This is a genomic window from Aeromonas sobria (assembly GCF_000820145.1).
Lineage (GTDB): Bacteria > Pseudomonadota > Gammaproteobacteria > Enterobacterales > Aeromonadaceae > Aeromonas > Aeromonas sobria.
Genome location: NZ_CDBW01000013.1, coordinates 62760 through 76257 on the forward strand (window position 1 = coordinate 62760; position 13498 = coordinate 76257).

Consider the following 13498-nt stretch of genomic DNA (forward strand, 5'->3'; position numbering starts at 1 on the left):
CGCGCTAAACCGGCCTTTTGACAGACCGGTTCGCCATTATATAGGCCCCGGCTTGGCGGTCAAAATACTCATTGGGCCCTCAGGCGCCAGATTTCATGCTATCTATGCTCAATTTCATCTCTCCGAGACGACGGGCAAGCGCCCCGACGTTCCCGGCACCTTGAGTCAGCACCAAATCGCCCTCGCCGATCAAGTCGGCCAGCACGGCTGGCACGTCATCCGGGGTGGCAACAAAGATGGGCTCGAGGTTGCCGCGGGAGCGAATGGAGCGGCACAGTGCCCGTCCGTCGGCACCCAGGATCGGCTCCTCACCGGCAGCATAAACCTCCAGCATCACCAGCACGTCTACCTTGGAGAGCACGTCAGCGAAGTCCTCGTAGAGATCGCGGGTGCGGGTATAGCGGTGTGGCTGGAATACCATCACCAACCGTTTGTCGGGCCAACCGGCACGGGCGGCGTTGATGGTGACCTTCACTTCGCTCGGGTGGTGACCGTAGTCGTCCACCAGCATCGCCTTGCCACGACCGGTTTCGAACTCGCCATATTGCTGGAAACGGCGCCCCACCCCTTCAAACTTGGCCAGCGCAGAGATAATCGCATCATCGCTCACCCCGTCCTCGGTCGCGACAGCTATCGCCGCTGCAGCGTTCAATGCGTTGTGAATACCCGGCAAATTGAGGGTGACCTGCAGTTCACCGGCATCTTTACGACGTACCCGGAAGCAGCTGTGGTTAGTGGTCTGGACAAAATCCAGCACCTGCACATCGGCATCGTCAGCGAGACCGTAGGTCAGGGTCGGGCGGGCAATTTCGGGCAACATGCCACGGATCACCGGATCATCGACGCAGACCACCGCCAACCCATAAAAAGGCAGGTTGTGCAAAAACTCGATAAAGGTGGCTTTCAGTTTGGCGAAATCGCCACCATAGGTTTCCATGTGATCCGCTTCGATGTTAGTCACGATAGAGACCATCGGCTGCAGATGCAGGAAGGAGGCATCGCTCTCGTCCGCTTCGGCGATCAGATAACGGCTGCTACCCAGGCGAGCGTTGGTACCGGCGCTGTTAAGCAGACCACCGATGACGAAAGTCGGGTCACGGTCAGCTTCGGCATAAATGCTCGCCACCAGACTGGTGGTGGTGGTCTTGCCGTGAGTACCGGCGATGGCGATGCCATGACGGAAACGCATCAGCTCGGCCAGCATCTCGGCACGACGCACTACCGGGATCCGCAGTTCGCGGGCGGCCAGCAGCTCGGGGTTATCCTGCTTGATGGCGGTAGAGACCACCACCACGCTGGCTCCCTCGATATGCTCGGCACTGTGACCCACGAAGATGTGAGCGCCCAACCCAGCCAACCGCTCGGTCACTGCATTACGGGCCAAGTCAGACCCTGTTACCTGATACCCTTCGTTGGCAAGCACTTCAGCGATCCCGCCCATACCGGCACCACCTATGCCGATAAAGTGAATGCGACGCACGCGGCGCATTTCGGGGATCACTGTACGCAGTTTTGCCAATTCAACCTTGGTCATAATCGTCTCGCTAGTCTGCCGCTGGCCGTGTGCGGTCACACGGCGGCATCAATATAGTCAGGTACAAGGCTGCACGGGGTCGCCGCTGCAACCTTGCTCATCAATCTTTACCACTCTGCCCGGTTGCGAGTCGCTTGCACTCGTCCGCTACCCGCTCGGCCGCATCCGTAATAGCAACGCGACGGGCCGCCTTCGCCATGTTAAACAGGGTCTCCCGGCGACCAGCCAGCCAGGTCAGACGCGCCGCCAGCGAAACGGCATTCAACTCGGATTGGGGCAGGAACTCTGCCGCACCACCGTCGACCAGCGTCAGGGCGTTACGGGTCTGGTGATCATCCACCGCATGGGGCAATGGCACGAAAATGGCGGCCACACCGGCGGCAGCCACTTCGGAGACCGTCAGGGCCCCCGCTCGGCAAACCACCAGGTCGGCCCAGGCATAGGCACCGGCCATATCCTTGATAAATTCGCTCACCTCGGCATTGATGCCGTGTTGGGTGTAGGCGGCGGAGACTGTCTCGCCATTGCCCTTGCCACACTGATGACGTACAGCAATCGGCACACCGGCCGCCGCCACTGCAGCAGGAACCTGCTCGTTGAGCACCCGGGCCCCCAGACTGCCACCGACGATCAGCAGATTCAGCGGTTCGCTGCTGCTGCGCAGTTGGGGATCCGGCAAGGCCACCACTTCCGGGCGCACCGGATTACCCACCACAGCGGTGCGACGGCTCGGCGCGAAGGCCCCCGGAAATGCCATCAACACCCTCTTGGCGATGCGTGCCAACAATTTGTTGGTCATACCGGCTGCCGCATTCTGCTCATGGAGCAGCAACGGGATGCCGGAGAACCAGGCCGCTACCCCGCCCGGACCGGAGGCAAAGCCGCCCATGCCGAGCACCACGTCTGGGCGAACTGTCTTGAGCACCTGACGCGCCTGCAGGATCGACTTGACGATACGGTAGGGTGCCACCAGCAACCGCTTGATACCGTTGCCGCGCACCCCCTGAATATCGATAAAGGAGATGGGATAGCCATGGGCAGGCACCAATTCAGCCTCCATCCGGTCGGCAGTGCCGAGCCAGTGGACAGTCCAGCCCTGGGCCTTCAGGCGATCGGCCACGGCCAGACCGGGGAACACATGTCCACCGGTACCACCTGCCATCACCAACAGAGTCTTGCTCACTAAACCTCCCGCACGCGCGCCTGGGCTGTCGCCTGACGCAACTCAAAATCAATTCGAATCAACATGCTCACCGCCACCGTCATGATGATGAGACTGGAACCGCCATAACTGACCAGCGGCAGGGTCAAGCCCTTGGTCGGCATCATGCCACTGGCCGCCCCGACGTTAACGAAGGTCTGAAAGCTGAACCAGATGCCGATGCCGATGGCCAGATAGCCGTCATAGAGCCGATCTGCCACCAGTGCCCGATGACCCAGCTTGAGAGCCTTGATCGCCAGCGCAAAAATCAGGAACAGGGCGCCCAGCACCCCGACATAACCGAGCTCTTCACCGAGGATCGCAAACACGAAGTCGGTGTGCGCTTCCGGCAGGTACTCCATCTTCTGGATGGAGTTGCCAAGCCCCTCACCAAACCAGCTGCCGCGGCCAAATGCCATCAGCGACTGGGTCAACTGGTAGCCACTGCCAAACGGATCGGCCCAGGGGTCCATAAAAGAGGTGACCCGTCTCATCCGGTACGGTGCTGCAATAATCAGCATCACAACCACCCCCAGCCCGGCACCGATCAGGGTGATAAATTGCCCCAGCTTTGCCCCCGCCAGAAACAGCATGCCAAACGAGGTGACGAACATTACCACGGTGGAACCCAGATCCGGCTGCAGCAGCAGTAAACTTGCCAGTACGCCGAATACCGCCAACGGCTTGAGGAAGCCGAACCAGGCTTCCCGCACTTCGCTCTGACGGCGCACCAGATAACCGGCCAGATAGACAAACAGCGCCAGTTTGCCAAATTCAGCAGGCTGCAGGTTGAAAGGGCCGAGCGGCAACCAGCGCACCGCACCGTTAACGTTGCGACCCACCAGCAGCACCAGCACCAACATCAGGATCGCCAGCACCAGCATAGGGCCGTTGTACTGTTGCCAGCGGGCCATCGGCACCTGCAGCACAAACCAGGAGATCCCCAGCGCCATCACCAGAAACAGACCATGCCGCTTGACGAACATGAAGGGGTCATCCCCCAGCGCAATCCCTTCCGGGATCGACGCCGAGGCTACGATGACCACCCCCACCGCCATCAGGGAAAGCGCCAGCAGTACCAGCTGCCGATCGTAAAGACCGGCAGGACGCGCCGGTAACAACCAGCGCTGGAACAGACCTGCTGCTGCGCGAAGGGCGTTCATAGCATCTGTACCATCTCGGTGAAGCGATCGCCGCGTACCTCGAATGACTTGAACTGATCGAGGCTGGCACAGGCCGGCGCCAGCAGCACCCAGTCACCGGGCTTGGCATCCGCCGCCGCCTTGGCGACCGCGGCCGCCAGATCGGCGACCAGCTCAGTCTGCTCGCCCAGCGCCAGCAGCACCTCGGCATCCTGACCGAAGCAGTACATGTGATCGATCTGGTTGCCCAGCAGCGCCTGGATCGGGCCAAAATCCTGCCCTTTTCCCTGACCACCAGCCAGCAGCAACAGGCGTCCCTGCACCGACTCGCGCACACCGGCAACGGCAGCCAGAGTGGCCCCCACGTTGGTGGCTTTGGAGTCATTGATCCAGCGCACCCCGTTTACCTCCCGCACGAAGCGGGCGCGGTGGGGCAAGCCTTCAAAGCGGCGCAGCACGGTGAGCTGGGCAGCACGAGGAATACCGACCGCATCGCACAGCGCCATGGCTGCGAGGGCGTTGGCCTGATTGTGGGTGCCGACGATCTTCATCTCGTCCACCGCCAGCAGCGGTTCGCCATGCAGGGTCAGCCAGTAGCGGCCATCCAGCAGGCAGCGGCCGTAGCCATTGCAATCGAGACCAAAGCTCTGCCACACCTGACCCACATCGGGCAGGGTCTGGGCATCGTCGCGATTGACCAGAATATGTTTGGAGTGCTGATGGATCTCCATCTTGGCGGCGCGATAGTCAGCCATGCCCTGATAGCGATCCATGTGATCTTCACTGAGGTTCAGCACCACGGACGCCGCAGCACGCAGACTGTAGGTGGTCTCGAGCTGGAAGCTCGATAGCTCCAGCACACAGAGGTCCATCGGTTGCTTGAGCAACTCCAGCGCAGGGATGCCGATATTGCCACCGACGCCAACCTTGAGCCCGGCTTCGGCAATCATCTCGCCCACCAGGGTGGTGACTGTGCTCTTGCCGTTGGAGCCGGTGATGGCGATGACCGGGGTCTGGGTCTCGCGGACAAACAGCTCGATGTCGCCAATGATCTGCACACCACGCTCAGCGGCGGCTTTCAGCTCGGGAGTTGCCAGCGCAATACCGGGACTCGCTACTATCATGTGCGCCTGCTTGAGCAGCGCCTCGTCTAGCCCGTGGATCAACTCCACCTCTGGCGGCAGTTGATCCTTGCCGGGCGGGTTGGCGCGGGTATCCATCACCAGCGGCGTCACGCCACGGCTGAGGAAATAATCGACGCAGGAGAGTCCGGTTTTGCCCAATCCGATGATGATGACCATGGTCTTATCGCACCTTCAGGGTGGCAAGACCCAGCAACACGAGAACGAGGGTGATGATCCAGAAGCGCACGATGACGCGCGGCTCGGGCCAGCCCTTCTTCTCATAGTGGTGATGGATCGGCGCCATGCGGAAGATCCGCACGCCACGCAATTTGTAAGAGCCCACCTGCAGGATCACCGACAGCGTTTCCATTACAAACACGCCACCCATGATCACCAACAGGAACTCCTGACGAACCAGCACGGCGATAGTACCGAGCGCGCCGCCAAGGGCCAGCGATCCCACATCTCCCATGAAGACCTGGGCCGGATAGGTGTTAAACCAGAGGAACCCCAGACCCGCCCCGACAATGGCGGTACAGACGATCACCAGCTCGGAGGTATAGGGTACATAGGGAATGTGCAGGTAGTTGGCAAAATTGACGTTACCGGTGGCCCAGGCGATCAGGGCAAAGCCCCCCGCCACCATCACGGTCGGCATGATGGCCAGACCATCGAGACCATCGGTCAGGTTAACCGCATTGGAGGTGCCGACGATGACAAAGTAGGTCAGCACGATAAACATCAACCCCAGTTGCGGCATCACATCCTTGAAAAAAGGCACTACCAGCTGAGTCTGGCCATCATGGGTCGCTGTGCAGTAGAGGATAACCGCTACCACCAGTGCCACCGCGGACTGCCAGAAGTACTTCCAGCGGGCAATCAGACCGTCGGTATTCTTGCGTACCACCTTGAGGTAATCGTCGGCAAAGCCGATGGCACCGTAAGCACCAAGCACGAACAGCACCAGCCAGACATAGCCGTTGTCGAGACGGCCCCACAGCAGCACCGAGATAAAGATGGATGCAATGATCATCAGGCCACCCATGGTCGGGGTGCCTCGCTTGCTGAGGTGAGACTCGGGGCCATCGTTGCGGATCACCTGGCCGAATTTGAGGATCTGCAGGCGCCGGATCAGCCGTGGCCCCATCCAGAGGGCGACCCCCAGTCCGGTAATGATCGACAGGATGGCGCGAAACGTCAGATAGGAGAAGACGTTGAAGAAGGTGAAGTGCGGGGTGAGCAATTCCGCCAGCCAGACTAGCATGTGGCTGACTCCTGATGGCCTTTGACCATCTCGACGATATCTTCCATACGGGAGCCACGGGCACCCTTGACCAAAATCGAAATTTCCTGATGTGTATTTATCATTTGCGCAAGCACTTCAAACAACGACGCCTTGTTATCGAAATGTCGGCCCGCCGCGGCATCTGCGGTGTGGCGACTCTCTTCCCCTACTGTCAGCACGGCGTCCAGACCGCACTCGCGGGCATGACGGCCAACCCGGGCGTGTTGCTCGGCAGACTCCTCACCCAGTTCCCGCATATCACCGAACACCAGCACCTTGAAGCCGCCCATGGCGGTCAGGGCATCGATGCCAGCCAGCACGGATTCCACGCTGGCGTTATAGGTATCATCCACCAGAGTCAGACCACCCCAGCGCTGGACGCAGAAGCGCCCCTTGACCGGTGCCATCTGTTCCAGCCCCGCCTTGACGGAGTCGAGGGATGCGCCGAGGGCCAGACAGCCCGCGGCGGCAGCTAACGCATTGGCCACGTTGTGGCGACCCGGGATCGCCAGAGTCAGGCTCAGCTCACCCTGCGGGGTCACCATCACGAACTCGGCACAACCTTGTTCGTTGAGTACAACGTTGCGCGCGTGGAACGGCTGGCTCTGATCTTCGATGGAGAAGGCGCACTGAATGCCGCGTTCCCGCCACTTGGGCCAGAATTCGTTGTCGGCATTGACGATGGAGGTGCCGCCTTCGCTCAGCCCCTCAAAGATTTCGCTCTTGGCGTGGAACACCCCTTCCAGCGAGCCGAAGCCCTCAAGATGGGCTGCCGCCACGTTGTTGATGATGGCGGCATCGGGTTTGGCCAGTGAAGTAGTCCAGGCGATTTCGCCCGGATGGTTGGCACCCAGCTCCATCACTGCAAACCGGTGTTGCGGCTCGAGGCGCAGCAGGGTGAGTGGCACCCCCACCTCGTTGTTGAAGTTGCCAGCGGTGGCCAGCACTTCCCCTTCGTTACGCAGGATGGCGGTCGCCATCTCCTTCACTGTGGTCTTGCCACAGCTGCCGGTAATGGCCAGCACTTTCGGATTGATGCGCTCGCGCACCAGCTTGCCGAGACGACCCAGCCCCTTGAGGCTGTCGGCCACCACCAGCTGGGGAATCTCCAGCGGCAGTTCACGCTCGACCAGCAGGGCAGAGGCCCCTGCCTGAACGGCCTGCTCGCAAAAATCATGGGCATCGAAGCGCTCGCCGCGCAGGGCAACGAACAGGGCACCGGCACCCAGGGTGCGGGTGTCGGTACTGACTGCGGTGATCTCGCCATCTTCACCAATCAGACGGGCATCGAGTACCTGCGCCAGCTCGGCAAGCTTGAGGGTCATCATGTGAATGACTCCAGTAATGTGTGCAAGGCGGCTGCGACGGTTTCCCGATCGCTGTAGTGCCGCTTGTCTGTTCCAATGATCTGATAATCCTCGTGGCCCTTACCGGCCACCAGGATGATGTCCTGTTTGCTCGCCTGACCGATGGCCAGCGCAATCGCCTTGACCCGATCGTGCTCCACCTGCACCGCAGCAGGATCGCGAAGACCCGCCACCATGTCGGCCATGATCCGGGCCGGCTCCTCGGTACGGGGATTGTCGTCGGTCAGGATCACGCGATCCGCATACTGCTCGGCCATCGCCGCCATCATGGGGCGCTTGCCGCGATCGCGGTCGCCGCCACAGCCAACCAGACACCAGAGCTGACCTTGGCAGTGCACCCGCAGGGCCTGCAATGCCTTTTCCAGCGCATCCGGGGTGTGGGCGTAATCGACCACTGCCAGCGGCGTATCGCCACCGCCGAAACACTCCATGCGACCGGTCACCGGCTGCAGTTGAGGTGCAGTCGCCAGCAGCTCGTTGAAGTCGTAACCGAGCACCAGCATCACCCCCATCGCCGCCAGCACATTGCTGACGTTGAAGCGCCCGAGCAAGGGGGCGGATAATACACCATTCCCCCAGCTGGAGTTAATCTGCGCGCGAAAACCTTGCTGGTGAAAATCGAGCTGCTGCGCCGTTAATTGACGGCCAGAATGGTGTTCAATCGGGCCATCCACACTGAAGGCCACCGCAGCCGGGTATTTTTCGAGCCACTTGACACCCAACTCGTCATCGCGGTTGATCACCGCATTTGACTCATCGACCAGCTGCAGCAGCTGCTCTTTGGCCGCGCCATAGGCTGCCATGGTGCCGTGATAGTCGAGGTGATCCCGGCTCAGGTTGGTGAAAACGGCGGCGGCAAACGGCAGTGCGGCGACACGGTGCTGCACCAGACCGTGGCTGGAGACCTCCATCGCCACCAGATCCGCCCCCAGCTCTTGCAGCGCAGCCAGCGTGGACTGTACCTGCACGGCGCTGCCGGTGGTGTTTTCTGCTTCGATTAGCGTGCCAAACAGGCCATTGCCGATGGTGCCCATCACGCCAGCCTTGCCACCCAGCAGGGTGCGCCAGTTGGCAACCAGCAGCGCCGTGGTGCTCTTGCCGTTGGTCCCGGTGATCCCCACCAGTTCAAGTTTTTTGGCTGGCTGGTCGTAGAAATACCCTGAGAGAGCAGAAAGATGAGCGGGCAGCTCCCGCATCCCGATACAGGGAACCGGAGTCGATGGCGGGATAAATTCACCATCCTCCTCAAACACAACAGCGGTCGCTCCCTGAGCCACCGCCTGTTCGATAAAGCGTCTGCCATCCACCTGATGACCGCGAATGGCCACGAAGAGCGAGCCGGGGCCGACCCGCCGACTATCCAGCTGGATATCGGTCAGGGTGAGCGCCGGCGCCTGAATGCCGAAGGGGCGCAGTAATGCATCAAGTACGCGGTACTCATGTGCGCGGGACAAGGGAAGCCTCCGTACGGGCAAGTTTGGTGGGCACCGCTGTGGGCACCGCATCAGGACGAATATTGAAGAGCTGCAGCACCCCGCCCATGGCCTCTGCAAACGGTGGGGTCGCCACGGCGCCGCCATAATAGGCGCTGCCTTTCGGCTCGTTGATCACCACCACCATGACGAAACGGGGGTCACTGGCTGGGGCGAAACCGGCAAACCAGGCCATGTAATCCTTGCCATAGCCACCAGCGACGGCGACCTTGGCGGTACCACTCTTGCCGCCGACCCGATAGCCCGGGATCTTGGCTTTTGGAATGGCGTTGTCGACCACATACTCGAGCGCCTGCAACATGGCTGAGGCGTTGTTGTGGTCGATCACCTGCTCACCCTTGGGCGGCGTGGTGACCTTGACGATGGAGAGCGGCACCCGCTTGCCCTTGTTGGCCAGGGTGGCGTAGGCGGAAGCCAGCTGCAACGGGGTGACCCGCAGGCCATAGCCGAATGAGAGGGTCGCCCGCTCAATATCGGACCAGCGACGACGCTGGGGCAGCATGCCGCTGCTCTCGCCCATCAGCCCGCTGCCGGTATCCATGCCGAAACCAAACATGCTGAGGGTGTTGATCATCTCCTGCGCCGGCATCCGCAGCGCGATGCGCGACATACCGATGTTGGAGGAGTAACGCAGGATATCGTAGAGGTTGGTCGCCTTGTGAATACTGACGTCCTTGATCTGTTTGGCGCCGATAAACAGCGGCCCACCCGGAATGGTGTCTCTCCAGCTGGTCACCCCGGCCTGCAGTCCACTTAACAAAATCAATGGCTTAATGGTGGAGCCAGGCTCATAGGTATCGGTTACTACCCGGTTGCGCACCCGGAAGCTCTGATACTGACCACGGTTATTGGGGTTGTAAGAGGGGGTGTTGACCATGGCGAGCACTTCGCCAGTCTTGATATCCAGCATCACCATGGAGCCGGAGGTCGCCTTGTTCTCGTCGGTTGCCCGCTTGAGGGCACGGTAGGCCAGTGCCTGCACCCGCTGATCGATACTGAGTTGCAGATCGTTGGCGTTCTTGCCCTCTTTGACGACACCAAGGCGTTCAATGACGCGACCCTGACGGTCCTTACGCACCCGCATCTCGCCAGAGGTGGCCGTCAACCACTCGTTGTAGCTTCGCTCGATACCTTCTATGCCGTTGTCATCGATGTTGGTCACCCCCACCAAATGGGCGCTGATCTCACCAGTCGGGTAGAAACGGCGCGCTTCAGGGCGCAGGTAGACCCCACCAAGCTTTAACCCCTTGATATACTCGGCAACCGCCGGCGTCACCTGACGCTGCAGGTAGACGAAACGCTTACTGGGGTTGGCAAGGCGGTGCTTGAGCGTATTGATGTCGAGTTTCAGCACAGCTGATAATGCCAGCCAGGCCCGCTCGTTATTGATGGCGCCGGACTCATGGACTGTTTTGGGATCTGCCCAGACCGCCTCGACCGGCACGGAAACCGCCAGCTGCTCGCCATTGCGATCGGTGATCATACCGCGCACCGCCTGGGTGGACGTCGTCCGCAGCGAACGCATGTCCCCCTCCTGACGCAGACGATCCGGGTTGATCACCTGGATCCACGCCAGACGCAGGATCAGACCCACAAACGCGATGCCGATAAATACCACCAGCGTGCGAAAGCGCCACGGATAGATCGATGGCGCTTTGACAGTCGCTTTGGCAGCTTTGGCTGTAGCCTTGCGTTTCATGGTTGGGTAATTACCTTCTCGGTGGTCACCAGCGGACGTCCCATCTGTAACTTGTCCATCGCCAGACTCGCCACCCGGGAGTGTTCAGCCAGGGTGCCCTGCTCCAGCAGCAGATGGCGCCATTCGATATTGAGGCGATCTTCTTCGGCCATCAGATCGTTCTGCTTGGCAGTCAGACCCCGAGTCATGTTGGTCACCAGGATCACCGCAAAGGCGGTGACCAGCACGGCCACTGACAGCAAAATCTGCAACTTGTGACGCCAGAGATCACGGAGGATCTCCTTGGCCAGATGAACACGCACCTCGCTCATCGGTTACTCCGCCAACCGCTCTGCGACACGCAGCACCGAGCTGCGCGAGCGGCTATTTTCAGACACTTCAGAATCAGATGGCTTGAGGGCCTTACCCACCGACTTCAATTTGCGACCGCCAGCCAGCTGGGCCTCGGTCAACGGAATACCGTAAGGCACTTCCGGCCCCTTCTCGTGCTTGCGGATGAAATGCTTCACCAATCTGTCTTCCAGGGAATGGAAGCTGATCACCGACAGACGGCCATGCGGTGCCAACACTTCCAGCGCACCGTTGAGCGCGGTTTCAATCTCGTCCAGCTCGCTGTTGATATAGATGCGGATGGCCTGAAAGCTGCGTGTTGCAGCATGCTTGCCTTTTTCCTTGCTCGGGTTGACCCGGGCAATCATCTCCGCCAGCTGACGGGTACGCACATAAGGCTCGGTCACACGGTCGTGGACGATGGCGCGAGCGATCTTCTTGGCAAAGCGCTCCTCACCAAAGGTCTTCAGCACCCAGGCGATATCATCCACATCAGCCTTGGCCAGCCACTGGGCAGCACTTTGGCCTGAGGTGGGGTCCATCCGCATATCGAGCGGGCCATCTTTCATAAAGCTGAATCCGCGCTCGGCATCGTCCAGCTGGGGAGACGAGACCCCCAGATCCAGCAAAAAGCCATCCACCTTGCCCAGCAAGCCACGCTCATCAAGATAAGAGGCGATACCGGAGAAAGGACCATGGACGATTTCGAAACGGGGATCCTGGATCTTGGCCGCTTCGGCAATCGCCTGCGGATCGCGGTCGATGGCGATCAACCGGCCATTGGGGCCAAGGTGCTGCAGGATCAGACGAGAATGACCACCACGGCCAAAAGTACCATCGACGTAAACGCCGTCCGGCTTGATGTCCAGACCTGCGACGGCTTCGTGCAACAGCACTGTGATGTGTTCAGCGGCTTGGGTCATTTATAAAGAGAAATCCTGTAGTCGTGGTGAGCTTGCCCAATCGTCCCCGGGCAGACCCAAGATGTCGTCATTGACCTGTTGTTGCCAGCGGGCTTCATCCCACAGCTCAAATTTGTTGAGCTGGCCCACCAACATGATTTTCTTGTCCAGCCCCGCATGGTTGCGCAGTGGCTGGCTGAGCAGCAGACGGCCATTGCCATCCAGCTCGCATTCGGTTGCATGTCCCAGCAACAGCCGCTGCAAACGGCGCTCTTGCGTATTCATGCTGGAAAGGGTCTTGAGCTTGCGCTCAACCTCTTCCCATTCGTTCAGGGGATAAAGCAGCAGACAGGGATGGGCAATATCGATGGTGCAGACCAGCTGGCCGTCGCGCTCAGAGCGCAGCCAATCACGGAATTTGGTCGGAATAGCCAGCCGCCCTTTACTGTCCAGGCTGATGGCATGAGCGCCACGCAACAAATTGCAGTCCCTGAAGGTGAGTGAGCGAGCTGATTGCCCCTCTAAAAACCACTTTGATCCACTTTTCCCCACCATGAAGTTTAAGGACGTGGAAGGGGCTTTTCAAGCAAGGAGATGGGACAGAGAGAACATATTGACGCAGCATTTGGACACTGCAGGTTGAGTGGGTTGATTTTCCACAAGTTATTTGTGGTAAAACCCTGAGTATTTATTGCAATAAGTTAATGAAATACGTTGATAAGTAATCAATCGATACCACAAATCAGCGAGTCAGCAGACCAATACTCGAAGCAAAATAAATACATCTCATTGATTTAACGAATTAATTGCCGATAAATTGCAAGAAAGCCCATTTCTTCGTTCAGCGCAGCCATATTTCTATATGCAAAAAAAGAGCCCTGCGATTCATCGCAGGGCTCTTCGGAATGAGGTCGGAGTTGGCCTGTAAGCCGGGTTCTGTACCGGGTTGCCCCGGGTAGCAATCATTCCTCTAGGCCAGCAATCACTCACTGGCTCAAGCAACCTACCCGCCCCCAACGCGGGCCGCGCCAATAGGGGCCTATTTGGTCTTGCTTCGGGTGGAGTTTACCGTGCCACGAACTGTTACCAGTCGCGCGGTGCGCTCTTACCGCACCCTTTCACCCTTACCTGATCCCTTGCGGGCCATCGGCGGTTTGCTCTCTGTTGCACTGGTCGTGGGCTTACGCCCCCCAGGCGTTACCTGGCACCCTGCCCTATGAAGCCCGGACTTTCCTCCCCTCCGCCCGTCTGTCCCGAGGGACACAACGACGAAGCAGCGATTGCCCAACCAACTCCGAGGCGCGGATTATAGCCTTGCGATGCGGGTGGGGTAAACCGGCAATTCCTGTTTACAGCGATTTATCGTGCTTCTATCGCACCTCAACCCTGACTTGGCAGCCAAAGTTTGCTGGCACGCTGGT

General features: G+C 59.8%; 11 protein-coding genes and 1 other RNA gene. All 12 read right to left on the minus strand.

Annotated elements, in window-relative coordinates; translation table 11 throughout:
• Positions 1-79 precede the first annotated feature (79 nt).
• The 12 genes from murC to rnpB all read right to left on the minus strand — a co-directional run bounded on the left by murC (position 80) and on the right by rnpB (position 13373).
• On the minus strand, positions 80-1534 hold the full coding sequence (gene murC / locus BN1135_RS05945) for a UDP-N-acetylmuramate--L-alanine ligase (RefSeq protein WP_042019580.1): 1455 nt from the start codon (positions 1532-1534) through the stop codon (positions 80-82).
• 100 nt (positions 1535-1634) lie between these two features.
• Positions 1635-2717, minus strand: a complete 1083-nt coding sequence (gene murG / locus BN1135_RS05950) for an undecaprenyldiphospho-muramoylpentapeptide beta-N-acetylglucosaminyltransferase (RefSeq protein ID WP_042019582.1) — start codon at positions 2715-2717, stop codon at positions 1635-1637.
• Positions 2717-3898: a cell division protein FtsW gene (ftsW, locus tag BN1135_RS05955; RefSeq protein ID WP_042019584.1), complete on the minus strand. Its 1182-nt coding sequence runs from the start codon at positions 3896-3898 to the stop codon at positions 2717-2719. The genes murG and ftsW overlap by 1 nt, the downstream gene beginning before the upstream one ends.
• Positions 3895-5178, minus strand: coding sequence for a UDP-N-acetylmuramoyl-L-alanine--D-glutamate ligase (gene murD / locus BN1135_RS05960; RefSeq protein WP_042019585.1), 1284 nt, complete (start codon positions 5176-5178; stop codon positions 3895-3897). Before murD ends, ftsW begins: the two co-directional genes overlap by 4 nt.
• Before the next feature lie 4 nt (positions 5179-5182).
• Entirely contained in the window at positions 5183-6265 is a 1083-nt protein-coding gene (mraY, locus tag BN1135_RS05965; RefSeq protein WP_042019586.1) for a phospho-N-acetylmuramoyl-pentapeptide-transferase, read from the minus strand.
• On the minus strand, positions 6259-7614 hold the full coding sequence (locus BN1135_RS05970; RefSeq protein WP_042019587.1) for a UDP-N-acetylmuramoyl-tripeptide--D-alanyl-D-alanine ligase: 1356 nt from the start codon (positions 7612-7614) through the stop codon (positions 6259-6261). Before BN1135_RS05970 ends, mraY begins: the two co-directional genes overlap by 7 nt.
• Positions 7611-9107: a UDP-N-acetylmuramoyl-L-alanyl-D-glutamate--2,6-diaminopimelate ligase gene (murE, locus tag BN1135_RS05975; RefSeq protein ID WP_042019588.1), complete on the minus strand. Its 1497-nt coding sequence runs from the start codon at positions 9105-9107 to the stop codon at positions 7611-7613. The genes BN1135_RS05970 and murE overlap by 4 nt, the downstream gene beginning before the upstream one ends.
• Positions 9091-10845, minus strand: coding sequence for a penicillin-binding transpeptidase domain-containing protein (locus BN1135_RS05980; RefSeq protein WP_042019589.1), 1755 nt, complete (start codon positions 10843-10845; stop codon positions 9091-9093). Before BN1135_RS05980 ends, murE begins: the two co-directional genes overlap by 17 nt.
• On the minus strand, positions 10842-11156 hold the full coding sequence (gene ftsL, locus BN1135_RS05985) for a cell division protein FtsL (protein ID WP_042019590.1): 315 nt from the start codon (positions 11154-11156) through the stop codon (positions 10842-10844). The genes BN1135_RS05980 and ftsL overlap by 4 nt, the downstream gene beginning before the upstream one ends.
• A 3-nt stretch (positions 11157-11159) precedes the next feature.
• Positions 11160-12098 (minus strand): 16S rRNA (cytosine(1402)-N(4))-methyltransferase RsmH, encoded by a 939-nt coding sequence (rsmH, locus tag BN1135_RS05990; protein WP_042019591.1) that lies wholly within the window; start codon positions 12096-12098, stop codon positions 11160-11162.
• The gene (gene mraZ, locus BN1135_RS05995; protein ID WP_042019592.1) at positions 12099-12557 is read right to left on the minus strand and encodes a division/cell wall cluster transcriptional repressor MraZ; all 459 of its coding nucleotides are present in this window, start codon (positions 12555-12557) and stop codon (positions 12099-12101) included.
• 429 nt (positions 12558-12986) lie between these two features.
• Positions 12987-13373, minus strand: an RNA gene (gene rnpB, locus BN1135_RS21150) — RNase P RNA component class A.
• Positions 13374-13498 lie beyond the last annotated feature (125 nt).